Source organism: Bradyrhizobium sp. USDA 3397 (assembly GCF_054060965.1).
In genome coordinates, this window is record NZ_JBSSDS010000001.1 from 5,578,779 (window position 1) to 5,603,380 (window position 24,602).

Annotated in this window: 25 protein-coding genes; 17 read left to right on the forward strand and 8 right to left on the reverse strand. The window is 64.6% G+C overall.

Going from position 1 to position 24,602, the window contains the following annotated elements:
• Nucleotides 1–82 precede the first annotated feature (82 nt).
• On the reverse strand, nucleotides 83–670 hold the full coding sequence (locus tag ACVWYQ_RS25720; protein WP_275501327.1) for a PadR family transcriptional regulator: 588 nt from the start codon (nucleotides 668–670) through the stop codon (nucleotides 83–85).
• A 198-nt stretch (nucleotides 671–868) separates the two neighbouring features.
• Between ACVWYQ_RS25720 and ACVWYQ_RS25725 the strand changes: the two genes are divergently transcribed.
• From ACVWYQ_RS25725 to ACVWYQ_RS25740, 4 genes are read left to right on the forward strand one after another with little or no spacing between them, the layout of a single operon-like run.
• On the forward strand, nucleotides 869–1,255 hold the full coding sequence (locus ACVWYQ_RS25725; protein WP_025033468.1) for a nuclear transport factor 2 family protein: 387 nt from the start codon (nucleotides 869–871) through the stop codon (nucleotides 1,253–1,255).
• A 54-nt stretch (nucleotides 1,256–1,309) separates the two neighbouring features.
• Nucleotides 1,310–3,100, forward strand: a complete 1,791-nt coding sequence (locus ACVWYQ_RS25730) for an acyl-CoA dehydrogenase C-terminal domain-containing protein (protein ID WP_456726530.1) — start codon at nucleotides 1,310–1,312, stop codon at nucleotides 3,098–3,100.
• A gap of 55 nt (nucleotides 3,101–3,155) precedes the next feature.
• A complete protein-coding gene (locus tag ACVWYQ_RS25735; RefSeq protein ID WP_157285676.1) occupies nucleotides 3,156–4,364 on the forward strand; it encodes an acetyl-CoA C-acetyltransferase in 1,209 nt (402 codons plus the stop codon).
• A gap of 19 nt (nucleotides 4,365–4,383) precedes the next feature.
• The gene (locus tag ACVWYQ_RS25740) at nucleotides 4,384–6,597 is read left to right on the forward strand and encodes an FAD-dependent oxidoreductase (RefSeq protein ID WP_225140707.1); all 2,214 of its coding nucleotides are present in this window, start codon (nucleotides 4,384–4,386) and stop codon (nucleotides 6,595–6,597) included.
• A 53-nt stretch (nucleotides 6,598–6,650) separates the two neighbouring features.
• On the opposite strand, the gene ACVWYQ_RS25745 is transcribed toward ACVWYQ_RS25740, so the two are convergent.
• Together ACVWYQ_RS25745 and ACVWYQ_RS25750 are read right to left on the reverse strand one after the other, a co-directional pair.
• Nucleotides 6,651–6,995 carry a hypothetical protein gene (locus ACVWYQ_RS25745; protein WP_404545450.1) on the reverse strand — a complete coding sequence of 115 codons (345 nt, stop codon included), beginning with the start codon at nucleotides 6,993–6,995 and terminating at the stop codon, nucleotides 6,651–6,653.
• Between the two features lie 367 nt (nucleotides 6,996–7,362).
• Nucleotides 7,363–7,671 (reverse strand): hypothetical protein, encoded by a 309-nt coding sequence (locus ACVWYQ_RS25750; protein ID WP_404545452.1) that lies wholly within the window; start codon nucleotides 7,669–7,671, stop codon nucleotides 7,363–7,365.
• A gap of 608 nt (nucleotides 7,672–8,279) precedes the next feature.
• On the opposite strand from ACVWYQ_RS25750, the gene ACVWYQ_RS25755 reads away from it, so the two are divergent.
• The 3 genes from ACVWYQ_RS25755 to ACVWYQ_RS25765 all read left to right on the forward strand — a co-directional run bounded on the left by ACVWYQ_RS25755 (nucleotide 8,280) and on the right by ACVWYQ_RS25765 (nucleotide 10,925).
• Nucleotides 8,280–8,774, forward strand: a complete 495-nt coding sequence (locus ACVWYQ_RS25755; protein WP_035996519.1) for a MarR family winged helix-turn-helix transcriptional regulator — start codon at nucleotides 8,280–8,282, stop codon at nucleotides 8,772–8,774.
• A gap of 99 nt (nucleotides 8,775–8,873) precedes the next feature.
• On the forward strand, nucleotides 8,874–10,244 hold the full coding sequence (locus ACVWYQ_RS25760; protein WP_271546262.1) for a glutamate--cysteine ligase: 1,371 nt from the start codon (nucleotides 8,874–8,876) through the stop codon (nucleotides 10,242–10,244).
• A 114-nt stretch (nucleotides 10,245–10,358) separates the two neighbouring features.
• Nucleotides 10,359–10,925, forward strand: coding sequence for a PAN domain-containing protein (locus ACVWYQ_RS25765; protein ID WP_404545454.1), 567 nt, complete (start codon nucleotides 10,359–10,361; stop codon nucleotides 10,923–10,925).
• Between the two features lie 106 nt (nucleotides 10,926–11,031).
• On the opposite strand, the gene ACVWYQ_RS25770 is transcribed toward ACVWYQ_RS25765, so the two are convergent.
• From ACVWYQ_RS25770 to ACVWYQ_RS25785, 4 genes are all read right to left on the reverse strand, one after another.
• On the reverse strand, nucleotides 11,032–11,598 hold the full coding sequence (locus ACVWYQ_RS25770; protein ID WP_404545456.1) for a nucleotidyltransferase family protein: 567 nt from the start codon (nucleotides 11,596–11,598) through the stop codon (nucleotides 11,032–11,034).
• 10 nt (nucleotides 11,599–11,608) lie between these two features.
• On the reverse strand, nucleotides 11,609–12,388 hold the full coding sequence (gene lepB, locus ACVWYQ_RS25775; protein WP_036020560.1) for a signal peptidase I: 780 nt from the start codon (nucleotides 12,386–12,388) through the stop codon (nucleotides 11,609–11,611).
• Nucleotides 12,385–13,812: a metalloprotease TldD gene (tldD, locus tag ACVWYQ_RS25780; RefSeq protein ID WP_404545458.1), complete on the reverse strand. Its 1,428-nt coding sequence runs from the start codon at nucleotides 13,810–13,812 to the stop codon at nucleotides 12,385–12,387. Before tldD ends, lepB begins: the two co-directional genes overlap by 4 nt.
• A 112-nt stretch (nucleotides 13,813–13,924) precedes the next feature.
• A complete protein-coding gene (locus ACVWYQ_RS25785) occupies nucleotides 13,925–14,458 on the reverse strand; it encodes an invasion associated locus B family protein (protein ID WP_198399886.1) in 534 nt (177 codons plus the stop codon).
• A gap of 458 nt (nucleotides 14,459–14,916) precedes the next feature.
• Here ACVWYQ_RS25785 and coxB point away from each other — a divergent pair, with 458 nt between their 5' ends.
• From coxB to ACVWYQ_RS25830, 9 genes are all read left to right on the forward strand, one after another.
• Complete coding sequence (gene coxB / locus ACVWYQ_RS25790) at nucleotides 14,917–15,771, forward strand: cytochrome c oxidase subunit II (RefSeq protein ID WP_271546252.1); 855 nt, start codon at nucleotides 14,917–14,919, stop codon at nucleotides 15,769–15,771.
• Nucleotides 15,772–15,855: 84 nt separating this feature from the next.
• The gene (gene ctaD, locus ACVWYQ_RS25795) at nucleotides 15,856–17,472 is read left to right on the forward strand and encodes a cytochrome c oxidase subunit I (RefSeq protein ID WP_035996582.1); all 1,617 of its coding nucleotides are present in this window, start codon (nucleotides 15,856–15,858) and stop codon (nucleotides 17,470–17,472) included.
• Between the two features lie 62 nt (nucleotides 17,473–17,534).
• The gene (locus ACVWYQ_RS25800; protein WP_271546250.1) at nucleotides 17,535–18,479 is read left to right on the forward strand and encodes a heme o synthase; all 945 of its coding nucleotides are present in this window, start codon (nucleotides 17,535–17,537) and stop codon (nucleotides 18,477–18,479) included.
• Nucleotides 18,476–18,652 (forward strand): hypothetical protein, encoded by a 177-nt coding sequence (locus tag ACVWYQ_RS25805; protein WP_035996586.1) that lies wholly within the window; start codon nucleotides 18,476–18,478, stop codon nucleotides 18,650–18,652. The genes ACVWYQ_RS25800 and ACVWYQ_RS25805 overlap by 4 nt, the downstream gene beginning before the upstream one ends.
• 5 nt (nucleotides 18,653–18,657) lie before the next feature.
• On the forward strand, nucleotides 18,658–19,311 hold the full coding sequence (locus tag ACVWYQ_RS25810; RefSeq protein ID WP_035996588.1) for a cytochrome c oxidase assembly protein: 654 nt from the start codon (nucleotides 18,658–18,660) through the stop codon (nucleotides 19,309–19,311).
• Between the two features lie 78 nt (nucleotides 19,312–19,389).
• Entirely contained in the window at nucleotides 19,390–20,286 is an 897-nt protein-coding gene (locus tag ACVWYQ_RS25815; RefSeq protein WP_035996590.1) for a cytochrome c oxidase subunit 3, read from the forward strand.
• 97 nt (nucleotides 20,287–20,383) lie between these two features.
• A complete protein-coding gene (locus ACVWYQ_RS25820; protein WP_035996593.1) occupies nucleotides 20,384–20,785 on the forward strand; it encodes a DUF983 domain-containing protein in 402 nt (133 codons plus the stop codon).
• Nucleotides 20,782–21,537: an SURF1 family protein gene (locus ACVWYQ_RS25825; protein WP_271546247.1), complete on the forward strand. Its 756-nt coding sequence runs from the start codon at nucleotides 20,782–20,784 to the stop codon at nucleotides 21,535–21,537. The genes ACVWYQ_RS25820 and ACVWYQ_RS25825 overlap by 4 nt, the downstream gene beginning before the upstream one ends.
• A gap of 170 nt (nucleotides 21,538–21,707) precedes the next feature.
• Nucleotides 21,708–22,073, forward strand: coding sequence for a nuclear transport factor 2 family protein (locus ACVWYQ_RS25830; protein ID WP_404545462.1), 366 nt, complete (start codon nucleotides 21,708–21,710; stop codon nucleotides 22,071–22,073).
• A 1-nt stretch (nucleotide 22,074) separates the two neighbouring features.
• Here the strand turns inward: ACVWYQ_RS25830 and ACVWYQ_RS25835 are convergent, their stop codons facing one another.
• Nucleotides 22,075–23,412 (reverse strand): histidine kinase, encoded by a 1,338-nt coding sequence (locus tag ACVWYQ_RS25835; protein WP_404545463.1) that lies wholly within the window; start codon nucleotides 23,410–23,412, stop codon nucleotides 22,075–22,077.
• An 86-nt stretch (nucleotides 23,413–23,498) separates the two neighbouring features.
• Here ACVWYQ_RS25835 and ACVWYQ_RS25840 point away from each other — a divergent pair, with 86 nt between their 5' ends.
• Entirely contained in the window at nucleotides 23,499–24,143 is a 645-nt protein-coding gene (locus tag ACVWYQ_RS25840; protein WP_028178165.1) for a response regulator transcription factor, read from the forward strand.
• Nucleotides 24,144–24,602 lie beyond the last annotated feature (459 nt).

The following is a 24,602-nucleotide window of genomic DNA, read 5'->3' on the forward strand; positions in this document are numbered from 1 at the left end:
CCGTCTCTGGAATACTGGATCGCCCGCCTTCGCGGGCGATGACAGCGAGGAGGCGGAAAGGGCTCGCGTAACGTCGGCGCCCTCAGCCCTTCTCGCGCTTGCCATCCTCCAGCGGCACCACTGTCGCCTTGCCGCTCATCGCCGATAGCGCCTCCAGCGCCTCCTCGCAGAAATCGGCCACCATCTGCTCGTGGCGGGCGCCGAGCTGGAGCAGGAGCAGATTGCCGAGATCAAGCCGTCCCTCCGCCGTGCCCTCCGGAAAGCGCTTCTTCAGGATGCGCTCGTAATTAGCGTGGCGGTCGCGGTGGTGCTCCAGGCGGGCCATCAGGTCGGTGCGCATGGGCTCGATGTCGATGCTGTCGAGCGCGTGCAGCCGCACCAGGAGGTCGTCCTTGATCGAGGGCGGCGTGCTTGGCCGCGCGGCCCAGTGCCGCAGTGCTGTTCGGCCCTCGGGAGTCAGCGTATAGATCAGCTTATTGGGCTTGCCCGACTGCACGACCTCGCGGCCCTGGATGTAGCCGCGGTCCCGCAGCTTGGAGAGCTCGCGGTAGATCTGCTGATGGTCGGCTTTCCAGAAGAAGCCGATCGAGGAATCGAACGTCTTGGCGAGCTCGTAGCCCGTCATCGGGCGTTCCGTCAGGCATGCGAGGATTGCGTCGCCCAGTGCCATGACTGGCCCCCTTCTTTAGGTTTGACCAAATTGCTTGACTTTATGCGCATCGGCGCATATGCGTCAATGTGCATATGAGGCAGCGTGCAGGCGGGCCACAGGCCCGACTGGAATAATCAAGTGAAATCAATCTCCTCGCTACTGTGCATGGGGTTGTTTTCGCAACTTTTGCCCTAGCCTTGAGGGAGGCATCCGAGAATGACCGGCCTCGATTCCTGGTACGCCTACATGAAGTCCCACGACCGCGCCGCGCTCTGGGACCTCCTGCATCCCGACGCCGTGTTCGAAAGCCCGGTCGTGCACACGCCGCAAGCCGGCCGCGACATCACCTTCAAATACCTCTCCAGCGCCGAGAAGGTGCTCGGCGGCCCCGGCTTCACCTATGTCGGCGAGTGGCGCAGCGATAAAGGCGCGGTGCTCGAATTCAAGAATGTCATCGACGGCATCGAGATCAACGGCGTCGACATCATCAGCTTCGATAGCGAAGGACGCATCACCCACTTCAAGGTGATGGTGCGTCCGCTCAAGGCGATCAACATGCTGCACCGCCTCATGGCGGAGCAGCTTGCCGCCGCCCAATCATAAGCCCAACATCCCCTTCAAGCCCCAATACTTCAAGGACACGCCGGGAGACCCCCAATGCCGATCTATAAAGCCCCCGTCGAAGACGTGAACTTCCTGCTCAACGACGTCTTCCAGATCGATCGCTACGACAATCTCGCCGGCTTCTCCGATGCGTCGAGCGACGTGCGCGAGGCCATCCTCGGCGAAGCCGCCAAGCTCGCCGAAGAGGTGCTGCATCCGCTCAACCGCGTCGGCGATCTCGAAGGCTGCAAGCGCGCGGACGACGGCAGCGTCACCACGCCGAAGGGCTTCAAGGAGGCCTTCAAGCAGGTCGCCGAGGGCGGCTGGCTCGGCCTGTCGGCGCCGACTGAATATGGCGGGCAGGGCCTGCCGGTGACGCTCTCGCAAGCCGTCAACGAATTCCAGATCTCCGCCAACATGGCGTTCTCGATGTATGGCGGCCTCACCATGGGCGCGACCGCGGCGCTCTTGGTGCACGGCTCGCCGGAGCAGAAGAAGACCTACGTGCCGAAGATGGTGGCCGGCGAATGGACCGGCACCATGAACCTCACCGAGCCGCATTGCGGCACCGATCTCGGCATGCTCCGCACCAAGGCAGTGCGGCAGGCGGACGGCAGCTTCAAGATCACGGGCACCAAGATCTTCATCTCGGCCGGTGAGCACGATCTCGCCGACAACATCATCCATCTCGTGCTCGCCCGCATCGAGGGCGCGCCGGCCGGCATCAAGGGCGTGTCGCTGTTCGTGGTGCCGAAGTTCCTCGTCAACGCCGACGGTTCGGTGGGCGCGCGCAACGGCGTCGTCTGCGGCTCGATCGAGCACAAGATGGGCATCCACGGCAATTCGACCTGCGTGATGAACTACGACAACGCCACCGGCTGGCTGATCGGCGAAGAGAACAAGGGCATGCAAGGCATGTTCGTGATGATGAACGAGGCCCGGCTCGGCGTCGCCGTGCAGGGCCTCGCGCAGTCGGAAGTGGCCTATCAGAATGCGGTCGCCTATGCCCGCGAGCGCATCCAGGGCCGCGCGCTCACCGGCGCCAAGGCACCGGACAAGCAGGCCGATCCGATCATCGTGCATCCCGACGTGCGCCGCACGCTGCTCTCGATCCGCGCGTTCAACGAGGCCGCGCGCGCCTTCGTGATGTGGACCGCGCTGAAGAGCGACGTCGCCCATCGCTCCGAAGACCCCAAGGACCGCCAGGCCGCCGACGACCACATGGGCTTGATGACCCCGGTGCTGAAGGGCTTCCTCACTGACTATGGCTTCGCCAACGCGGTGCAGGCGCAGCAGATGTATGGCGGCCACGGCTACATCGCCGAGCAGGGCATGGAGCAGTTCGTGCGCGATGCGCGCATCGCCATGATCTATGAAGGCGCCAACGGCATCCAGGCGCTCGACCTCGTCGGCCGCAAGCTGCCGCGCGACGGCGGCCGCGCCATTATGGCCTTCTTCGGCGAGGTCATGGCGTTCGCCAAGGAGAACGGCGGCGACGAGGCGCTGAAGCCCTTCATCACGCCGCTCTCGACCTCGCTCGGCCATCTGCAGCAGGCGACGACCTGGCTGATGCAGAACGCGATGGCGAAGCCTGACAATGCGGGGGCCGCCGCAACCGATTACCTGCATCTCTTCGGCTTCGTCGCGCTCGGCTACATGTGGGCGCGGATGGCCAAGGTGACGCTAGCCAAGATTGCCGAGAGCGGGCAGACGCCCTATCTCTCCACAAAACTCGTCACCGGCCGCTTCTTCATGGAGCGGATGCTGCCGGAGACCGCCGCCAATCTCGCGCGCATCCAGGCCGGTTGCGCCACCATCATGGAACTGCCGGCGGAAGCGTTCTGAGCCTGCTTCCGCTGCCTGCTCCCAATCGTAACGAACATCACATCAGGAGGGCGTCATGCCTGAGGCATTCATCTACGACCACGTTCGCACCCCGCGCGGCCGCGGCAAGCCGGACGGCGCGCTGCACGAAGTCACCGCCCTCGCGCTCGCGACCGTGCCGCTGAAGGCGCTGAAGGACCGCAACAATTTGCCTGAGGATTCGGTCGATGACGTCGTGCTCGGCGTGGTCGACCCAGTCGGCGAAGCCGGCTCCGACATCGCGCGCTTCGCGGCGCTGAAGGCCGGTCTCGGCGAAGCCGTGCCCGGTGTGCAGATCAGCCGCTTCTGCGCCTCCGGCCTCGATGCCGTGAACTTCGCCGCGGCGCAGATCATGAGTGGCCAGCATGAGCTCGTGATCGGCGGCGGCGCCGAGTCGATGAGCCGCGTCGGCATCGGCGCCTCCGGCGGCGCCTGGCCGATGGATCCTTCGATGGCGGTGCCGGCCTACTTCATGCCGCAGGGCGTGTCGGCCGACCTGATCGCCACCAAGTACGGCTTCTCGCGCGACGACGTCGACGCCTACGCCGTGCAGAGCCAGCAGCGCGCCGGCAAGGCCTGGGACGAAGGCCGCTTCAACAAATCCGTGGTGCCGGTGAAGGACATCAACGGCCTCACCATCCTCGCCAAGGACGAGCACATGCGCCCCTCGACCACGATGCAGTCGCTGGCGCAGCTGCAGCCGTCGTTCACGATGATGGCGCAGATGGGCGGTTTTGACGGCGTCGCGATCCAGTCGCACCCGGAGATCGAGCGCGTCAACTACGTGCACCATGCCGGCAATTCCTCGGGCATCGTCGATGGCGCCGGCGCCGTGCTGCTCGGCAGCAAGGAGGCGGGCAGCAAGTACGGCCTGAAGCCGCGTGCCAAGATCCGCGCATTCGCCAACATCGGCTCGGAGCCCGCGATGATGCTGACCGGTCCGGTCGACGTCACCGAGAAGCTGTTTGCGCGCTCGGGCATGAAGAAGTCGGACATCGACCTGTTCGAGCTCAACGAGGCTTTCGCCTCGGTCGTGCTGCGCTACATCCAGGCCTTCGACATCGACAATGCCAAGATCAACGTCAATGGCGGCGCGATCGCGCTCGGCCACCCGCTCGGGGCGACCGGCGCGATGATCCTCGGCACCGTGCTCGACGAGCTCGAGCGCACCAACAAGTCGACCGCCCTCGTCACGCTGTGCATCGGCGGCGGCATGGGCACCGCGACCATCATCGAGCGCGTCTAAGGGTTGAGGAGCAACCAACATGTCGTACAAGAACTTCAAGGTTGAGACCGATTCCGACGGCATCGCGCTCGTCACCTGGGACATCCCGGGCCGTTCCATGAACGTGCTCGACGAGACCTCGACCAACGAACTCGAGGCGATCGTCAAGGCGACCACGGCCGACGCCGCGGTGAAGGGCGTCGTCATCACCTCGGCCAAGGAAGCGTTCTGCGCCGGCGCGGACCTGTCCATGCTCGAAGGCATGAACCAGGCCTATGCGAAGGTTTTCAAGGAGCAGGGCGAGACCGCGGCGAACCAGATGCTGTTCGATCAGAGCCGCCGCTTCTCGCAGGTGCTGCGCGGAATCGAAACCTCTGGCAAGCCGTGGGCGGCGGCGATCAACGGGCTCGCGCTCGGCGGCGGCTTCGAGATCACGCTGTGCTGCCATTATCGCGTCGCGGCGGAGAACCCCAAGACGCGCCTCGGCCTGCCCGAGGTCAAGGTCGGCCTGTTCCCCGGCGCCGGCGGCACGCAGCGCGTGCCGCGCCTGGTGCCGCCGCAGGACGCCATGACCATTCTGCTCAAGGGCGATCCTGTCACGGTCGACAAGGCCAAGGCACTGAACCTCATTCACGCCATTGTTCCCGCCGCCGACCTCATCAAGGCGGCGAAGGACTGGATCAAGGGCGGCGGCAAGGCCGTCGCGCCGTGGGACGAGAAGGGCTTCAAGCTGCCCGGCGGTCCGGTGTTCTCCAAGGCCGGCATGATGATGTTCCCGGCCGGCAACGCGATCTATCGCCGCGAGACCTACGACAATTATCCGGCCGCGCGCGCGATCATGAGCTGCGTCTATGAGGGCCTGCAGCTGCCGATCGACGCGGCGCTGCGGGTGGAGTCGCGCTACTTCACCTCGGTGCTGCGCTCGAAGGAAGCGGCCGCGATGATCCGCAGCCTGTTCCTGTCGATGCAGGAGCTCAACAAGGGCGCGCGCCGTCCGAAGGACGTGCCCGCAACCAAGGTGAAGAAGATCGCCGTGATCGGCGCCGGCTTCATGGGCGCCAGCGTCGGCTATGTCTCGGCCCGCGCCGGCCTCGACGTCGTCCTGATCGATCGCGACCAGGAGAGCGCGGACAAGGGCAAGGCGCATGCCCAGAAGGTGATCGAGGAGCAGATCAAGAAGGGCCGCGCCAAGCCTGCGGACGCCGAAGCGCTGCTCGCGCGCATCACGCCGACCGCAGACTACGCCGCGCTGAAGGACGTCGACCTCGTCATCGAGGCCGTGTTCGAGGACCGCAAGGTCAAGGCGGAGACCTTTGCCAAGGCGCAGCAATATCTGAAGCCGGATGTGATCTTCGCCTCCAACACGTCGACGCTGCCGATCACCTCGCTGGCCGAGAGTTTTAAGGATCAGGGCAAGTTCATCGGCATTCACTTCTTCTCGCCGGTCGAGAAGATGATGCTGGTCGAGATCATCCTCGGCAAGAACACCGGCGACGTCGCGCTCGCGACCGCGCTCGACTACGTCCGCCAGATCGGCAAGACGCCGATCGTGGTCAACGACTCCAGAGGCTTCTTCGCCAATCGCTGCGTCGGCCGCTACGTCGCCGAAGGCAACGAGATGTTCCTGGAGGGTGTGCCGCCCGCGATGATCGAGAACTGCGCCAAGATGGCCGGCATGCCGGTCGGCCCGCTCTCGCTCTCGGACGAGGTCGCGCTCGATCTCGGTCTGAAGATCATGAAGGCGACCGAAGCCGATCTCGGCCCCAACGCGATCAATCCCGAGCAGAAGAAGCTGATGGTGGAGATGGTCGAGAAGCAGGGCCGTCTCGGCCGCAAGAACAGCAAGGGCTTCTACGACTATCCCGAGAAGGGCAAGGGTCAGAAGAGCCTGTGGCCGGGTCTCTCCGCGCTGCAGCCGAAGCAGCTCGACCCCGACACGCTCGATATCGAGGAGCTGAAGCAGCGCTTCCTGGTGGTGCAGGCGGTGGAAGCTGCGCGCACCGTTGAGGACCACGTCATCACCGATCCGCGCGAGGCCGATGTCGGCTCGATACTCGGCTTCGGCTTCGCGCCGTTCACCGGCGGCACGCTGTCCTATATCGACTTCATGGGCACGAAGAAGTTCGTCGAACTCTGCCACAAGCTGGAGGCGAAATACGGCTCGCGCTTCACCCCGCCGAAGCTCTTGGAAGAGATGGCCGCGAAGGGCGAGACCTTCTACGGCCGTTTCGCGCCGAAGAAGGCGGCGGCCTGACGGAAGCGTCGGTCTACGCAGAAACAAAAGGCCGGATCATCGATCCGGCCTTTTCATTTCCCGTCGCCGAACGGCGAGAAGGCGCGCCCTCCGACTACATCGTCGTCGAGACGGGCCTTCCAGCTGCCTTCGTCGCCGCGGCCGATGCGCACCTTGAAGCGCCAACCATTCTGGTTGGTGAAAGCGATCTCCGTGCCGCCCTTCGTCCTGGCGTAGTGACAGGGATATTCGGTCGGCCGGTCCGGAAAGACGATCTTGCCTTCCTTGCTCTCGAACACGGCCGAGGTGATCTGCGGATGGATCATGAAGATGCAATTGCGTTCCGGCGCGACCGGCGTCGAGAGCCCGAGCATCGCGAGCGGCGCGCCCGCGGCGGTCATGAGGACGATCATGTTCATGGAGGCAATTGTCTCCTGGAGATGCTCCTTCGACGTCGCCGCTGATCAGATGGTTCACAAATGGAAGGGCTGGATCATCGACTTGGCCGATCTGCGTCGCGTCTTGCCATATCGGTTGATGTGCTTTCGTCTCACACGGGCACCCATCCCCGGCCACGCTCGCTCCACCCTGGCACCGCTCTTGCTGATGATCCACCGGATGGCCCATCGACATTGAAGGTGTCCCGCAATGATCCCCACGGTGTCTCAAGACCGCGCAGCCGGCGTTGCGGTACGATACGTCCCGTTGTTGCTGCTGGGGCGGCCGTGGCCGCGCCGCAGGCTCCTGCGGCGGCGCAGAAAAATTCCTTCATGGGTCGGTCTGGTCCTACTCGTCCTCGTCTTTGATGTTGCGCTGGCCGTGCTTGCCTGGTTCGCCGTCGATCTCGTCCTGCACTGAAAGCTCACCTCTGTGCACGTAGAACGTCGCGGCCAAATAGGCCACCTGGCCGGCAAACAGGCAGACGACGACGATTGGAACGCCCGTCCAGAATCCAAAGCCTGAAGTCTGAAGCACCGTCGCGGCAAGGATCGCAGTCGCCGGCGAGACCAGCAATAGAGTCCAGACTCGGAAGAATAGCCCCGTCGCCAAGCCGGTTATTGCACTCGCGAGCAGGAGGAGGAGTACGGTCGTCACGATAGTTCTTCCGGTCCGACGGCTAGCGTCCTGTCCTCGCGCTGAAGCTGAGCCAAGAGCATTGCTCTCACAAGGATGGTGACGTCCCCGGAGCGCACAACACGGAGTTATTGTTAACCCGGACAATGCTCGTAAAATGGGTGTCAGCGCATCGCAAATCTTCGGACTAGCGAATGTGGCAAGGAAAGAGCCGAATCATCGGTCCGGCTCTTCGCCGTCCTTCCGGTCGTGCTTCGCGAACGGTGGACCAGGCCTGATCGGCGATCATCTGGACAATCACTTGGCCTTCCGTCACGATCTCATTTGCTGTCGAGGCCCAGCGCAGGGACCTGGCCCCAAGGGGGGGTCAGCTTCAGATAATCCTCACTATTTCGGGCTTCTTGGCGCCGCTACCGACCTCGACCGGGCCATAGAGCGGGCTGGCCTCCAGGAGCACGATGTGGGGACGGCGGGCACACACCGGGCAAACCGTCCGGTTTCGAGGAATTTCCTTCCCCTGACGCTTGGTTCGGCCGAAAGAACGACTACATGCACCTGCTTGAAATAGTCAAGATTGATGCAGGTGCATCGAATGGAGTAAGAGACGGACGACGAGCTTGAGCGGGACCATGAAACGCAAACCATCGACCGAGGCAACCGCGGCCTGGATCCGCCTGATGCGGGTGCAGAGCCGCGTGCTCGATTGCGTCGAGCAGGACTTGAAGAAGGCCGGCTTCCCACCGCTGGCCTGGTATGACGCGCTGCTCGAACTGTCGCGGGCGCCCTCGGGCGAGCTGCGGCCGGTCGAGCTCGAGCGGCAGATGCTGATCCCGCAATATTCGACCTCGCGCCTGATCGACCGCCTGGTCGACGAGGGCCTCGCCTCGCGGCGCGAATGCAAGATCGACAAGCGTGGCCAGTTCGTCGAGATCACCGAAGCCGGCCGCGAGCTGCAGAAGCGGATGTGGGGCGCCTATTCGGCCGCGATCGAGAAATATGTCGGTTCGAAACTGTCGGACGCCGACGCCGTCAAGCTCAGCAATCTGCTCGATCGCCTGGGCTGCTCGTGCGGCGAGATGAAACTGCCGCCCGCGGCCGCCAACGAAACCATGCCGTCGCGATGATCGCGCGGCAAATCCGCTCGCCCGTGCAACCGGTGGGTTCGCGGGCCATCCCTGTCACCCGCGCGCGTTCGGTCGAAGCGCTTTTGATTAGAGTTTGATATGGCGCGAGACCAGATCGACATGACGCCGCTGCAATCACGCGACGAGCTCGTCGCGTGGTTCGAGGCCGGCTGCAAGGACCCGTCCGAGTTCCGCATGGGCACCGAGCACGAGAAAACGCCGTTCACGCTCGACGGCCATCGTCCGGTGCCTTACGAGGGCGCGCGCGGCATCGGCGCGCTGCTCGAAGGCATGAAGCTCCTGCTCGGCTGGGAGCCGATCATGGAGCAGGGCAACATCATCGGCCTCTACGACGTCACCGGCGGCGGCGCGATCTCGCTCGAGCCCGGCGGACAGTTCGAGCTGTCCGGCGCGCCGGTCGAGAACGTGCACCAGACCCAGAGCGAGCTGATGGCGCACTTGGCGCAGGTGCGCGAGATCGCAACCCCGCTCGGCATCGGCTTCCTCGGCCTCGGCATGACGCCGTCCTGGTCGCGCGCCGATATCCCGGTGATGCCCAAGGGCCGCTACAAGATCATGACCAATTACATGCCGAAGGTCGGTCAATACGGCCTCGACATGATGTACCGGACCTGCACGGTGCAGACCAATCTCGACTTCTCCTCCGAAGCCGACATGGTCAAGAAGCTGCGCGTCTCGCTCGCGCTTCAACCGGTCGCGACCGCGCTGTTCGCCAATTCACCGTTTACCGAGGGCAGGCCGAACGGCTTCCTGTCGTTCCGGTCCGAAATCTGGCGCGACACCGACAATGCCCGTTCGGGCATGATGCCGTGGGCGTTCGAGGACGGCATGGGGTTCGAGCGCTATGTCGATTATGCGCTGGACGTGCCCATGTATTTCGTCAAGCGCGGCGAGGAGTACATCGACGTCTCGGGCTCCTCGTTCCGCGCCTTCTTCGACGGCCGCAACAACAACCTTCCCGGCGAGCGTCCGACCTTGTCGGACTGGGCCAACCACCTCTCGACGATCTTCCCGGAAGTGCGGCTCAAGCGCTATCTCGAGATGCGCGGCTCCGACGGCGGCCCGTGGGGCCGCTTGCCGGCGCTGCCGGCGTTCTGGGTCGGGCTGCTCTACGACGATGCCTCGCTCGATGCCGCCTGGGAGATCGTCAAGCACTGGAGCGCGCATGAACGTCAGGCCCTGCGCGACGACGTGCCGCGCATGGGCTTCAAGGCGCGGATCAAGGACCGCTATCTGTTCGAGATCGCCAAGGAATGCCTCGTTCTGGCCCATGCCGGCCTTCGCCGGCGCGGCCGGATCGACCAGCTCGGCCGTGACGAAACCCGGCATCTCGAGCCGCTCGATCGCATCATCGATTCCGGCCGGACGCCGGCCGAGGAGATGCTGGATAAATTCAACGGTCCCTGGCAGGGTTCGGTGGAACCGGCCTACGCGGAATACGCGTTCTAGACCTCTGAAACCGGGCACCCGGGATTCAGCCGTTCATCGCCCATACAGGTTTGCGGCGATCAAATGACCGGCTGAAAAAACCTGAGCGTCGTCAATAACTCGAAAGCTGTTCCGATGGGGAATTGCCGCCTGTCCGGGGCCATCATGGCCAGCGCCGCGGCATGTGTCGTGCTGCTTTCGCTTGCGTTTGCAAGCGCGCCGGCGCTTGCCCAGACGGCGTTCGACCGGCCCGGCGGCGACTATTTCAGTACGCCCGTCACCTCCGGCGATCCCGAGGATTGCGCGCTGCTATGCGAGCGCGATCGCCGTTGCCGCTCCTGGAGCTTCAACTATCCCGATGTCGAAGGCGGCTCGGCCGTGTGCTGGCTGAAGAACACCGTGCCGGCGCGCGTGCCGGGTAGTTGCTGTATCTCGGGCGTGCGCGGCGCCGGCGTGATCGAGCCGCGCGTGGAAGGCGTCGAGACGTCGATCGACCGGCCCGGCGGCGACTTGCGCAATTTCGAGCTCAAGGACGGCGAAAGCGTCGAGGCCTGCAAGGCCGCCTGCATCGCCGACAACAAATGCCGCGCCTTCACCTATGCCCGCCCCGGCTACACCGGGCGCGAGGCGCGCTGCTTCCTGAAGAAGGAAATCAAGCCGCCGCGAAGGAAGGCGGGGTTCACGTCGGGCGTCGTGCGGTAGGCAAGGTGCCGTAGAGTGGGCAAAGGCGCCTTTGCGCCGTGCCCACGATCTTCCGATACGGCCGCAGGCGCGTGGGCACGCTTCGCTTTGCCCACCCTACGGCACCTCACTCCGCCGCGATCACCGTGATCTCCGGCCACAGCGCCTTCCAGCGCTTAGCCTTCGCTTCGTAGTTCGCCGCGGAAAAATTCGGTCCTGGATTTGGCCGCGCGATCACTGCTGCAATGTCGTCAAACCCGCGCGGTGCATAGACCTCGTGGCCATCGCTTGCGCGCCTGACGCCGACCTGCGTGTTCTGCGTGAGGAAGCGGTCGATGCCTTCCCTCGAGCTTCTCAGCGGCGGATAGGGCAGGCCGTGCTTGGCCGGGTACCACATGTGCACGCGGGCCTGGTTGCGGACCTCGATCTTGGCGCCGAGATGCGCGAGGCGCGTATGGAGGGTGCGGATCACCGCGTCCTCGGCCTCCCACGATGTGTCGGCGTCGAAATAGAACACGTCGTAATCGGCGATGCCGTGGTCGATCGGGCGCCCCGTGAGCACGTTCCATACCGTCTGCACCAGGCATCCCGACACCAGCCACGCATCCGGCAGCGCGAGCCGGTGCAGTTCGTCGAGGATCGCGGCGTTGACCGGATTGCGTAAGGCGAGCGCGAGGAATTCGTCCTTGCTCACCTGCGACCGGTCAGTGCACGGCGGTGAAGAACCGCGACAGCCTGAATCCGGACAGCCAGGTCCACACCGGCTGGCTCCGCATGCCGAGGTCCCAGGAGCCGACCACGGCGTCCGCACGGCCGATTAGATTATCGATCGGCAACAGGCCGACGCCGCCGGAGCGCAGCGGCACGCGGCTGTCGGCGGAATTGTCGCGGTTGTCGCCGAGCACGAACAGATGTCCCGCCGGCACCGTCACCTCGGGCGTGTTGTCGAGCGGACCGCTGTCGCGCATCTTGAAGATCAGATGCGAGACGCCGTTCGGCAACGTCTCGACATAGCGATAGGCGGGCTCGCTGCCGCCACGGTCGTTCTCGGCCGCACCGACGCCGTCCGGCTTCAGCTCGGCCGGACGGTCGTTGATGAAGAGCTGGCCCTGCCGCATCTGGATGCGGTCGCCGGGCAGGCCCACGACGCGCTTGACCCAGGCCTGCGAACGATCGCCGGGCCAGCGGAACACGACGACGTCGCCGAGCTTCGGCGTCTCCGCGAACACGCGGCCGCTTTCCGGCAGGCTGATCTGGATCGGCAGCGACGAGGTGCCGTAGCCATAGGGGAATTTCGAGGCGAGCAGCGCATCACCGATCAGGAGCGTCGGCTCCATCGAGCCCGACGGCACGTAGAACGGCTCGGCGAGCGCGCCCTTGGCGATGAAGACCGCGGCGACGATGCCGGCGAGCTGAGCGATCTGTCCGCCCCAGCCGCTGCTTTTGCGCTTGGGGCTGACCGTGACCTTGTCTTCAACGCTCATGCGCCGGTTCCACCCACGGTGATGCGTTCCATCAGCAGCGACGGCTGGCCGACGCCGACGGGCACGCCCTGGCCGTTCTTGCCGCAGGTGCCGATGCCGGTGTCGAGCGCAAGGTCGTTGCCGATCATGCGGATGCGATGCAGGTCGGTCGGTCCGTTGCCGATCAGCATGGCGCCCTTGAGCGGCGCTCCGATCTTGCCGTTCTCGATCTTGTAGGCCTCGGTGCACTGGAACACGTACTTGCCCGAGGTGATGTCGACCTGTCCGCCGCCGAAATTCGCGGCGAACACGCCGTTCTTCACCGAGGCGATGATCTCGGCCGGATCGCGGTCGCCCGCGAGCATGTAGGTGTTGGTCATGCGCGGCATCGGCACATGGGCATAACCTTGCCGACGGCCGTTGCCGGTCGGCTTCATGTTCATCAGCCGTGCGTTCTGGCGGTCCTGCATGTAGCCGACCAGGATGCCGTCCTCGATCAGCACGGTGCGATTGGTCGGCATGCCCTCGTCGTCGATCGAGAGCGAGCCGCGGCGCGAGGCGATGGTGCCGTCGTCGACCACGGTGACGCCCTTGGCCGCGACCTGCTGGCCCATCAGGCCGGCGAACGCGGACGTCTTCTTGCGGTTGAAGTCGCCCTCGAGGCCGTGGCCGACCGCTTCATGCAGCATTACGCCGGGCCAGCCGGCCCCGAGCACGACGTCCATCTCGCCGGCGGGCGCCGGAATCGATTCCAGATTGACCAGCGCCTCGCGCAGCGCGCCGTCGGCAGCGTCGCGCCAGTTCTTGCTCTCGATGAACTCGGCATAGCCGGCGCGGCCGCCATAGCCCTTGCTGCCGCTCTCCTGCCGGTCGCCCTGGCCGGCGACCACGGAAATGTTGACGCGCACCAGCGGGCGGATGTCGCGATAGCTCTCGCCGTCGGGCCGCAGGATCTCGACGACCTGCCAGGTCGCACCGAGACTGACGCTGACCTGCCGCACCCGCGGGTCCTTGTCGCGCAGGTAAGCGTCGATCTCGGCGAGCAGTTTTACTTTTGTCTCGAAGCCTGGGGCATCCAGCGGATTGTCGTCGCCATAAAGGCGGACATTGGTATGCGGGGGCGGCGCCGAGAAGCTGCCGGAGTAGCCGCCGCGCACGGCGGCAACCGCGTCCGCCGCGCGAATCAGCGCCGGCAGCGACACGTCGGAGGAATGCGCATAGCCGACCGCATCGTCCTTGACGGCGCGCAGGCCAAAACCTTGCGAGGTGTCGTAGGTCGCCTGCTTCAGCCGCCCATTGTCGAACATCAGCGCTTCGGTCTGGCTGTATTCCAGGAACAGCTCGCCGTCGTCAGCGCCGGAAAGCCCGCGCGCGACCTCGTGGCGAACCTGGTCGCGGTCGAGATTGGCACGGTCGAGCAGGGAGGTCGTGGCAGGATTGGTCATGCGTCCGTCCATTAGCCGGGGATGTGGGGCAAGATAATGGTTTCGGACCAGTTCCGCGAGAGCGCGAAGCCTCACATTACGGAAACAAAAGGATTGCCAAGGTTAGCCGCTGCTACGGCAGCTTGTCATAGCCCTCACCCAGTCCGTTCAGGCTGAGCGGGAAGCCGATGCCTTCTTCCGGGGTCTCGAAGATGATGAAGGTCGCGGTCTTGGCGCTGCGGAGCTGACCGAGCAGCTTGTCCTCCAGGACGACCTCGGCGACGCAGCCGTTGGGCAGGCAGCGGACGAAGCCGGCGCGGCCGACGTCCTGGTTGTCGAGCTTGAGCCCGAGGCCGGAGGGCAAGAGGACCCCGAGCGGAGCGACCACGCGCATCAGCCGGCTCTTCTGGTCGGCGGTCTTGAGCACGATCACGGTCAGGCCGGCATTGGAGCGGTCTTCCGCCACCACGCTCTGGATCAGGGCGCATTGCTCGGTCTGGGCGCCGGGCGGGGTGTCGCAGCGGATCTGCCAGTCGCCATGGACGGAGCGCACCGCGCCCTGCGCATGGGCAAGCCCCGGCAGCGCCAGCAGGACCATCGCAGCCACGAGGGCGGCGAGCGCCGGGAGGCCGTTCGCCGGCTTTGCCATCGATCTCGAAAGCCCCATCGGGTCGGTCCCTCTGCTCGCCTGGGTTGCTCGCGCTTGGCGGACTGATCTGGCGGACTGATACGGAATGACGGCGTCTTGAAGGCGATTCCCAAGCAAATTCCGCGCCGCGCACACCGCCATTGCCCGCACGAATCAGGCTGCCGCGTGGCAGTCTTCCAGTGCCTACCGCGGGCAATTCCGCTGTCAAGCCGCAGCGTCCCGGGAAACGGTATTTTTGTCTGATCTTGCTGGGAAATATCTTGCCGGTGATGGCTGGCAGGCGGGGCTCAAGACTGCATTGCGATAGATCAAGAATTATGGTTTGAGAGGCTTGATTTCGCGTTCTAGCGATCTGGCCCCAATTCCTCTTAGAGGTATTCTTGCGTGGCGGTTTGTCGGACTGGCGGAGCGAATAAGCGTTTCCCGCAAGCAGGGAAATGCACGTGGGGTGATTTCGGAAGGGGAGCGCGAACGACATGAGGATGTCGATGGGTCGGGTGGGCCGGCAACTGCTGGGATTGGCCACCATCGCCTTGGTGGCGGCTGGAGTCACGCTGGCGACGGGTGGTGCGGCATTGGCCGAACTCGGGCAGCCGGCGCCGTGGGAGTGGACGCTCCAGCAGTCCGGTTCCCCGGTGATGGACAACATCGTCTGGTTCCATAACTTCCTCTTCGTGCTGATCACCCTGATCACGCTGTTCGTCCTGGCGCTGCTCGTGATCGTGGTCGTCAAGTTCAACGCGAAGGCCAATCCGGTGCCGTCGCGGACGACCCACAACACGCTGATCGAGGTGGCTTGGACGCTCGTCCCGGTGCTGATCCTGGTCGGCATTTCGGTGCCGTCGTTCCGGCTGCTGTTCCTGCAGCTCGACATTCCGAAGGCGGACCTGACCGTCAAGGCGACCGGCAAGCAGTGGTATTGGTCCTATGCCTATCCCGACAACGGCAAGTTCGAGTTCGACTCGCTGATGGCCCAGGACAAGCAGCCCCGCCTGCTTGCCGTCGACAACGAGATGGTGGTGCCGGTCAACAAGGTGGTTCGGGTCCAGACCACGGGTGCGGACGTCATCCACGCCTTTGCGCTGCCGGCTTTCGGTGTCAAGATCGACGCCATTCCCGGCCGCCTGAACGAGACCTGGTTCAAGGCCACCAAGACCGGCATGTATTACGGCCAGTGCTCGGAACTGTGCGGCAAGGATCACGCCTTCATGCCGATTGCGATCCGCGTGGTGAGCGACCAGGAGTTCGCCTCCTGGGTCGAGACGGCGAAGAAGAAGTTTGCGAGCGGCGGCACCAGCACCTACGCCTCCGCGGCCGGCCCGACGCAGTAAGCGCCGGGGGGCGGCCTGAGGGACTGAAAGCGATAAGGGTGGGACCTCCAAAGGTCCGAATGGGACGCAAGGCAGGATTTGAAAATGGCAACGAGCGCAGCGGCACACGGCGATCACGCGCATCATGACGAGCATGCCCATCCGACCGGATGGCGGCGCTACGTCTATTCGACCAATCACAAGGACATCGGCACGATGTACCTGATCTTCGCGGTCGTCGCCGGCATCATCGGTGCGGCGATGTCGATCGCGATCCGGGCCGAGCTGATGTATCCGGGCGTGCAGGTCTTCCACGAGGCCCACACCTACAACGTGTTCGTGACCTCGCACGGCCTGATCATGATCTTCTTCATGGTCATGCCCGCGATGATCGGCGGCTTCGGCAACTGGTTCGTGCCGCTGATGATCGGCGCGCCCGACATGGCGTTCCCGCGCATGAACAACATCTCGTTCTGGCTGCTGCCGGCATCGTTCGCGCTGCTCTTGATGTCGACCTTCGTCGAGGGCGAGCCGGGCTCCAACGGCGTCGGGGCGGGTTGGACCATCTACGCGCCGCTGTCGACCTCGGGCCATCCCGGCCCGGCGGTCGACTTCGCGATCCTGTCGCTGCACCTCGCCGGTGCCTCCTCGATCCTGGGCGCGATCAACTTCATCACCACCATCTTCAACATGCGCGCGCCGGGCATGACCCTGCACAAGATGCCGCTGTTCGTGTGGTCGATCCTGGTGACGGTGTTCCTGCTGCTGTTGTCGCTGCCGGTGCTCGCCGGTGCGATCACCATGCTGCTCACCGACCGCAATTTCGGCACGACGTTCTTCGCCCCCGACGGCGGCGGCGACCCCGTGCTGTTCCAGCATCTGTTCTGGTTCTTCGGTCACCCCGAGGTCTACATCCTGATCCTGCCCGGCTTCGGCATGATCAGCCAGATCGTCTCGACCTTCTCGCGCAAGCCCGTGTTCGGCTATCTCGGCATGGCCTACGCCATGGTCGCGATCGGCGGCATCGGCTTCGTGGTGTGGGCGCACCACATGTACACGGTCGGCATGTCCTCGGCGACGCAGGCCTATTTCGTCGCCGCCACGATGGTCATCGCCGTTCCGACCGGCGTGAAGATCTTCTCCTGGATCGCCACGATGTGGGGCGGCTCGATCGAATTCCGCGCGCCGATGATCTGGGCGGTGGGCTTCATCTTCCTGTTCACGGTCGGCGGCGTGACCGGCGTCGTGCTGGCGAACGCGGGTGTCGATCGCGTGCTCCAGGAGACCTACTACGTCGTTGCCCACTTCCACTACGTGCTGTCACTCGGCGCGGTATTCGCGATCTTCGCCGGCTGGTACTACTGGTTCCCGAAGATGTCGGGCTACATGTACAATGAGGGCCTTGCCAAGCTGCACTTCTGGGTCACCTTCGTCGGCGTCAACCTGGTGTTCTTCCCGCAGCACTTCCTCGGCCTGTCCGGCATGCCGCGCCGCTACATCGACTATCCCGATGCGTTCGCGGGCTGGAATCTGGTCTCGTCGGTCGGCTCATACATCTCCGGCTTCGGCGTGCTGATCTTCCTCTATTGCGTGCTGGACGCCTTCATGAAGAGGGTGCCGGCAGGCGACAATCCCTGGGGTGCTGGCGCGACCACGCTGGAGTGGACGCTGTCCTCGCCGCCGCCCTTCCATCAGTTCGAAGTGCTGCCCCGCGTGCAGTAAGCAATCCCCCCGCGGCGCCCGTGACGGGCGCCGCGGCGCTGTAACGAAGCGAGTCAATCTAAGTGTCCGTCCTCGACCACAACGCCATCGACATCAATCCCCACATCTCCGAAGCGGAGGTTGGCGATTATCTCGCGCTGCTCAAGCCGCGGGTGATGTCGCTGGTGATCTTCACTGCGCTGGTCGGGATGGCGATGGCGCCGGGGCATTTCCACCCGGTGCTGGCGATCACCTCGCTGCTCTGCATCGCGGTCGGTGCAGGCGCCTCCGGGGCGCTCAACATGGCGCTCGAGGGCGACATCGATTCCAAGATGTCGCGCACGGCGAACCGGCCGATCCCGCGCGGCCGCATCACCCGTCCTGAAGCGATGGCGTTCGGCACGACGCTCGCCTTCTTCTCGGTGATGACGCTCGGCATCCTCGTCAACTGGGTCGCGGGCGCGCTGCTCGCCTTCACCATCTTCTTCTACGTCGTGATCTACACGATGTGGCTGAAGCGCTGGACCGCGCAGAACATCGTGATCGGCGGTGCCGCCGGTGCGCTGCCGCCGGTGGTGGCCTGGGCCTCGGTGACGGGCACGGTCGATGTCGAGCCGCTGCTGCTGTTCGCCATCATCTTCTTCTGGACCCCGCCGCATTTCTGGGCGCTGGCTCTGTTCCGCTCCGACGACTACGCGCGCGCCGGCATTCCGATGCTGCCGAACGTCGCCGGTCCCGACGCCACGCGTCTGCAGATCCTGCTCTACACCATCGTGCTGATCGCGGTCGCCGCCGCGCCCTGGGCGCTCGGCTATTTCGATGCCGTCTACGGCGTGGTCTCGCTGCTCCTCGGTGCCGGCATGCTGGTGCTCGCCATCAACGTCTATCTGCGCCGCGAGCGCAGCCAGTCGCTGCGCGCGACCCGCAAGCTGTTTGCGTTCTCGATCCTGTACCTGTTCGCGCTGTTTGCGACCCTGCTGGCCGAGGTCGTGTACCGGGCGCTTGCTCCGATGGTTGGGGGCGCATGATCACCGCGATGGCCGACAAACCCGAGCCGGAAGGAATCGTCCTCACCGAGGCGCAGCGGAAGAGCCGTCGTCAGCGCTCCATCGCGATCGCTTTGGCGCTCGGCGTGCTCGTGGTGCTGTTCTTCGCCGTCACCATGGTCAAGGGGCCGGCCGTGCTCGTGCGGCCGATGTAGGAAACATGGATCACGAGCCCACCATATCGCAGGACGTCAGCGCCAAGCCTGGCCATCGCAACCCGGGCAAGGGCCGCGGGCTGGGGCGCGATGTGGTGGTCGCGTCCATCTGCGGCGGCGTGGTCGCGCTGATGGTCGGCGCCTCCTACGCGGCGGTGCCGTTCTACAATTGGTTCTGCCGCGCCACCGGCTTCAACGGCACGACGCAAGTGGCGACCTCTGCGCCGGCCACGGGCCCGATCGCGCGGAAGATCTCGGTGCGCTTCGATTCCAACGTCGCGCCCGGCCTGCCCTGGAAGTTCGAGCCGGAGCAGAGCGAGATCGAGGTCAATATCGGCCAGGTCGTGACGGTCTTCTACACCGTGACCAACCAGGCGGCGCGCGCCACTGCGGGCCAGGCCGCCTATAACGTCGCACCCCTGACGGTCGGCGCCTATTTCCAGAAGATCAACTGCTTCTGCTTCACCGAGCAGACCATGGCGCCCGGCGAGAAGCGCGAGATGCCGGTCGTATTCTACGTCGATCCGTCGATCGCCGCCGACCATGAGAACGACGGGCTGAGCACGATCACGCTGTCCTACACGTTCTATCCGGTGCGCGATCCCGTAGTGAAACCGCTGGCATCGGGCGAGGCCGACAAGCGCAAGGGAAATCTTTGACCGCAGGGCTCACGCGCGGGCGGTTGGACACAAGGGGATAGGTGCCGGACAGGCACGGGATTGAGGAGAGAGACGGAAATGGCCACGGCGCACACCAAGCATCACGACTATCACCTGGTCGATCCCTCTCCCTGGCCGGCCGTCGGCTCGCTCTCGGCCTTCATCATGGCGGTCGGCGCGGTCGCCTGGATGCACCACATGTTCTCGGCGGCGCCGATCGTGTTCGGCGTCGGCACCGTGGGCGTGCTCTACACCATGGCGAGCTGGTGGGCCGACGTGATCAAGGAAGCCCAGTACAAGGGCGACCACACCCGTGTCGTGCAGCTGCATCACCGCTACGGCATGATCCTGTTCATCGCCTCCGAGGTGATGTTCTTCGTCGCCTGGTTCTGGGCCTATTTCAACGCGGCGCTGTTTCCGGCCGATGCCGTCCACGCCACCCGCGATGCGGTGTTCGGTTGCGGCCTCGGCACGCAGCCCGGCGCCTGCGCGGTCCCGGGCACCTGGCCGCCGAAGGGCATCGAGACCTTCGATCCCTGGCATCTGCCGCTGCTGAACACGCTGATCCTGCTCACGTCAGGCACCACCGTGACCTGGGCGCACCACGCGCTGCTCGAGAACGACCGCCAGGGCCTGAAGTATGGCCTGATCCTCACCGTCGTGCTCGGCGCGCTCTTCACCTGCGTGCAGGCCTATGAGTATGCCCACGCGGCGTTCTCCTTCGGCGGCAACGTCTACGGCGCGACGTTCTTCATGGCGACCGGATTCCACGGCTTCCATGTGCTGGTCGGCACCATCTTCCTGCTGGTGTGCCTGTTCCGCGCCTATGCCGGCCACTTCACGCCGAAGCAGCATCTCGGCTTCGAGTTCGCGGCCTGGTACTGGCACTTCGTCGACGTGGTCTGGCTGTTCCTGTTCCTCTGCATCTACGTCTGGGGACGCGGCGCCGAGACCATGGCCAGCGCCGCGCACTGAGCCCGATCGAACAAGATCAGAAAGGGCGGCCGCAGGGCCGCCCTTTCGCTTTCCGGCTGCCCGAAGTTTCGTCGGAAACTGTGATAGAGTCGCCATCATGAACGACAGTGCCGGCACACCCCCGTCCGAAACCACCGTCCTGCAAAGCGCGCTGCGTGGGCTTGCCTGCAAATGCCCGCGCTGCGGCCAGGGCAAGCTTTATGCGGGCTTTCTGACGCTCGCGCCCGCATGCGACCGTTGCGGGCTCGACTATGCCTTCATCGATACCGGCGACGGCCCGGCGATCTTCATCATCATGCTGGCCGGCGGCATCGTCGTCGCGTGCGCCCTCATCGTCGAAGTCAAATACCAGCCGCCATATTGGCTGCATGCGGTGCTCTGGCTGCCGCTCATCCTCGCCACCACGCTGTTGCCGCTGCGCTCGATGAAGTCGTTGCTGATCGCGCTGCAATTCCACCACAAGGCGGCGCCGGGCCGGTTGGTCGATCGCGCGAAATGAACGAGCCTGCGTCGCGCAAGGCCCCCGTGGCCGGCTTCGCGCTGTTCACGCTGTTCCTCACGGCTGTGTTCGTGGCGCTCGGTGTCTGGCAGCTGCAGCGCCGCACCGCCAAGCACGAGTTGATTGCGGCGCTCACCGAGCGGCTTGCGGCCGCGCCGGTTGCGCTGCCGCCGCCCGCGCAATGGGCCGCGCTCAATCCCGCCCGCGACGAATTCCGCCGCGTCAGCTTCACCGCAACCTACGCAGCCCTCCCCGATGCAATGGTCTATTCCTCCGGCTCGGCGGTGCGCAAGGACGCCTCCGGCCCCGGCACCTGGGCGTTCCTGCCGGCGCGGCTTCCCGGCGGCGAGATGGTCGTGATCGACGCGGGTTTCGTCGAGAACACGATGCAGGACCGCGGCGTCGAGGATCGCGCGGTGAACAAGCTCGTCACGGGCCAACCGGTTGAGCTCACCGGCTATCTGCGCTTTCCCGAGGCGCCAAGCTGGCTGACTCCGGCGGAGAATCGCGGCAAGCGGCTCTGGTTCGTGCGCGATCATCTGGCAATCGCAAGCGTGCTGGGCTGGGGCACGGTTGCGCCGTTCTATATCGATCTCGAACGGCCCGCGCCGGCGAACGGCATCCCGCGTCCGGGACCGCTCCAGGTGAATCTCAAGGACGACCATCTGCAATATGCAATCACCTGGTTCACGCTTGCAGGCGCCGTGCTCATCGCCTTCGGCGTGTGGGCAAGAGGCCGGCGGCAGAGCTGAGCTCATTGGGGCATGATCCGGAAAGTGTGTAGCGGTTTTCCGAAAAGATCATGCTCAAACAATAAGGTCCATCAAGGGAACCCGGTATCGCCCGGGGTTTATTATTCAGCGCATATTCACGAGGGTAGTTCTAAGCCCGCCGGTATTGTCCGCGGCAGATTGGGTGCGGCGTGAGTGATTTCGACCAGATGGGAATTATCGTCGACTGGGTGGATGCCTGCCGTAAGGGCGACCTCACAGCCCTGCTCGACCTCTATGCCGACGACGCGCAGCTCGAATGCACGTGCGACGGCGCGCGGCGCTATCGTGGCCGGAGCGAGATCGAGGCCTATTGGCAACCGCGGCTCAGCGCCTTCTCCTTGGCGGGGTTCGGGCTGGAAGAGATCAATCCCGCGCCCCACGGCATCCACCTCGAATATTCCGTCGCCGGCGCGCTGCGCATTCAGGCCTCGTTCCGCTTCAGCCCGGATGGCAAGATCCACAGCACGCTGTGCGAACCGGCGCGACAGAATGCGCATGATGGTTGCGCCTGCTGAACTAGCCTGGTGACGGAACGTCCCGCATCGTCTCCGCCGGAAGGCGGCAGCGCACGTAGGTTCGGTCATCCACGCGCAACAGCGATAGCGATCCGCTGAGCGCGCGCACGCGCTCATGCATGCCGGTCAGGCCCCGGCCGAAGACGTTGTCCGCAGGGAAGCCGCCGCCATCGTCGGAGATCTCGACGACGAGCGTCTTGTCGGCAACCGTCGCCTGCACATGTGCGTTGCCCGCGTTGGCATGTCGCAGCACGTTGGTCAGTGCCTCCTGGATCACGCGATAGACGGTCTGCGCCAGCGGTCCGCCGATTGCGCTGAGATCGCGATCGATCGCGTCCGTCAGCACGATATGAGGTGCCTGCTTGCGAAAATTCCGGAGCAGCGTTTGCACGCTGCTCGAAAGGCCGAGCTCTTCGATATAGAGCGGCCGCAGCCGGTCGAGGATGCGGCGGTTGGTCTGCTGCAGGGCCTCGACCGATTGCAGCAGGTCCTGTGCCGAATTGCCGAGATGTCCCGTTGGCTCGGAGGCATCGGTCAGCGCGATCGTGCCGGCGCGGATGCTGAAGAGGAGGGGCCCGAGCTCGTCGTGCAGTTCGCGGGCGAGATCGCGCCGCTCGTCATCTTGCAGCGACACCAGGCGGTGCATCAGATCGCGATTGTCCTGGCTGAGTTGCGCCAGCGTTGCAGCCAGCGCGTTCGCCTCCTCGCAGCCTTGCCGGATTTCCGCTGGGCCTCGGACCGGAATTGGGCTCGTGTAGTCGCCCCGCCGTATTCGCGTGAGACCTTCGCCGAGATGTTGCAGGGGGCGCAGGGCCGAACCGGCGAAGACATAGGCAACGGTGCCGGTGAGCACCATCAGGACAGCGACCAGGCTGGTCAGCGCAAGGAAGCCGATCCACTTCTCGAACAAGTCGGCCGATATGTCCGGGAAGAACACGATATCGCCGACATGTCTGCCGTCTATGACGATCGGAAACGCCGCTTCCATCTCTGGTATGGTGATGAGGTTGACGAACCATTGCGGAACCTTCTTCAGGTTGCGCAAGTCTTTCGGAGAAGGCGGGGGACCTCCGTCCATGCGGCGGAATTGAATATCCGTGGAGGCGTCCAAGGACCGAACAAATGCATCGAGGGTCTTTTGCGGATTGTCCGATGCGCGCAGGGTGCTGTTGAGCGCGGCGGCGATGGTCTGGATCGAGCGTCGAGCCGGCTCGTGTTCATCAGCTACCTGACCTGGTGCAAATATCTGCAGTAATATGCCGCCCAGGATCAGGGCTGCGAGAAGGCTCGCGCCGAGCGGGAGAAACAATTGCGTTCGGAACGAAAGTCGTCGCCACATTAGGTCAATTCTAGCGCGTATCGGCCGGATTTGCTCTTTCCATTTATTCCCGGCGGGCTATGACTCGAAAAACAAGAGAGTGCGCGATGCAAGATACCGCCAAGCTGGCGACGAGGGTCCTGATCGTCGACGACCATCCCGTGGTGCTGTCGGGCTGCCGCACCCTGTTCGCATCCGACCATTCAATCCGCATTGACGAGGCGAGCGATGCCAAATCCGGGCATCGCGCCTATGTCAGCAAGCGGCCCGACGTCACCGTGATCGACATCAGCCTGCCCGACGTCTCCGGGTTCGAGCTGATGCGGCGTATCCGCAAGGACGACCCCGACGCCAAGATCATCATGTTCAGCATGAACGACGATCCGGCGTTCGTCGTGCGGGCCGTCGAGCTCGGGGCGCAGGGCTATGTCTCCAAAGGCGACGACCCCAGGATCCTGCTCAAAGCGGTGCGCAAGGTGGTCGCGGGTGACAACTTCATCTCGCCGCAGCTTGCGGAAGCCGTGACGTTTTCCGGCGCGGCGATCAAGGCCAACCCCGCGTCACAGATGACGCCGCGGGAGCTCGAAATTCTTCGCTTGCTCGGACGCGGCGACAAGATCGTCGAGGTCGCCGAGGCGCTCGGCATCTCCTACAAGACCGTCGCCAACACCACGTCCCTGCTCAAGCAGAAGCTTGGCGCCAAGAACCATTCCGACCTGATCCGGATCGCAGTGGAAATCGGGATGAACTGACTTTCGCCAGCGACCGAACCGGCTGCTCCGGGATGCAGCGGTTCGGCCGACGGATCGACGCCGCCGTTGGCCGGGCAATGCGTTGGACAACGGGCTGACACCCATCCGCCGACACAATGGGCCGAGGCTGTATTCGTTCCCGCGGCTGATTCGGGAAAAAGCGGAGTTCAGGGGCAAGGATCACTGACAGGACTTGGCTGCAACTGCCAAAACGAACCAGAGCCCGGATCGGGAAAAATAGGAACATTCGACGCGCGCGGGGTTTGGACTTGACGATTTCGTGACAGGCGACGAAAGCTTGCCGGAACAGTTTTGAGGGGTCGGCGACCCCGATGAGGCAACCGGTCTGCACACAACGACAGACCTTCCAAGAGAAGGGCTGCGGCAATGCCGCAGCCCTTTTTCATTGGGCGAGGGGTAGGTCGGAAGCGGTTTCCCGATGCCGCAAAACACTCTATG

Coding starts and splice junctions, on each gene's coding strand:
- ACVWYQ_RS25840 (WP_028178165.1), top strand. CDS start 23,499: ATGCAAGATACCGCCAAGCTGGCGACGAGGGTCCTGATCGTCGACGAC.
- ACVWYQ_RS25815 (WP_035996590.1), top strand. CDS start 19,390: ATGGCCACGGCGCACACCAAGCATCACGACTATCACCTGGTCGATCCC.
- ctaD (WP_035996582.1), top strand. CDS start 15,856: ATGGCAACGAGCGCAGCGGCACACGGCGATCACGCGCATCATGACGAG.
- ACVWYQ_RS25805 (WP_035996586.1), top strand. CDS start 18,476: ATGATCACCGCGATGGCCGACAAACCCGAGCCGGAAGGAATCGTCCTC.
- ACVWYQ_RS25765 (WP_404545454.1), top strand. CDS start 10,359: ATGGGGAATTGCCGCCTGTCCGGGGCCATCATGGCCAGCGCCGCGGCA.
- ACVWYQ_RS25720 (WP_275501327.1), bottom strand. CDS start 670: ATGGCACTGGGCGACGCAATCCTCGCATGCCTGACGGAACGCCCGATG.
- ACVWYQ_RS25740 (WP_225140707.1), top strand. CDS start 4,384: ATGTCGTACAAGAACTTCAAGGTTGAGACCGATTCCGACGGCATCGCG.
- ACVWYQ_RS25725 (WP_025033468.1), top strand. CDS start 869: ATGACCGGCCTCGATTCCTGGTACGCCTACATGAAGTCCCACGACCGC.
- ACVWYQ_RS25745 (WP_404545450.1), bottom strand. CDS start 6,995: ATGAACATGATCGTCCTCATGACCGCCGCGGGCGCGCCGCTCGCGATG.
- lepB (WP_036020560.1), bottom strand. CDS start 12,388: ATGAGCGTTGAAGACAAGGTCACGGTCAGCCCCAAGCGCAAAAGCAGC.
- coxB (WP_271546252.1), top strand. CDS start 14,917: ATGAGGATGTCGATGGGTCGGGTGGGCCGGCAACTGCTGGGATTGGCC.
- ACVWYQ_RS25785 (WP_198399886.1), bottom strand. CDS start 14,458: ATGGGGCTTTCGAGATCGATGGCAAAGCCGGCGAACGGCCTCCCGGCG.
- ACVWYQ_RS25835 (WP_404545463.1), bottom strand. CDS start 23,412: ATGTGGCGACGACTTTCGTTCCGAACGCAATTGTTTCTCCCGCTCGGC.
- ACVWYQ_RS25820 (WP_035996593.1), top strand. CDS start 20,384: ATGAACGACAGTGCCGGCACACCCCCGTCCGAAACCACCGTCCTGCAA.
- ACVWYQ_RS25760 (WP_271546262.1), top strand. CDS start 8,874: ATGGCGCGAGACCAGATCGACATGACGCCGCTGCAATCACGCGACGAG.
- ACVWYQ_RS25810 (WP_035996588.1), top strand. CDS start 18,658: ATGGATCACGAGCCCACCATATCGCAGGACGTCAGCGCCAAGCCTGGC.
- tldD (WP_404545458.1), bottom strand. CDS start 13,812: ATGACCAATCCTGCCACGACCTCCCTGCTCGACCGTGCCAATCTCGAC.
- ACVWYQ_RS25755 (WP_035996519.1), top strand. CDS start 8,280: ATGAAACGCAAACCATCGACCGAGGCAACCGCGGCCTGGATCCGCCTG.
- ACVWYQ_RS25825 (WP_271546247.1), top strand. CDS start 20,782: ATGAACGAGCCTGCGTCGCGCAAGGCCCCCGTGGCCGGCTTCGCGCTG.
- ACVWYQ_RS25730 (WP_456726530.1), top strand. CDS start 1,310: ATGCCGATCTATAAAGCCCCCGTCGAAGACGTGAACTTCCTGCTCAAC.
- ACVWYQ_RS25735 (WP_157285676.1), top strand. CDS start 3,156: ATGCCTGAGGCATTCATCTACGACCACGTTCGCACCCCGCGCGGCCGC.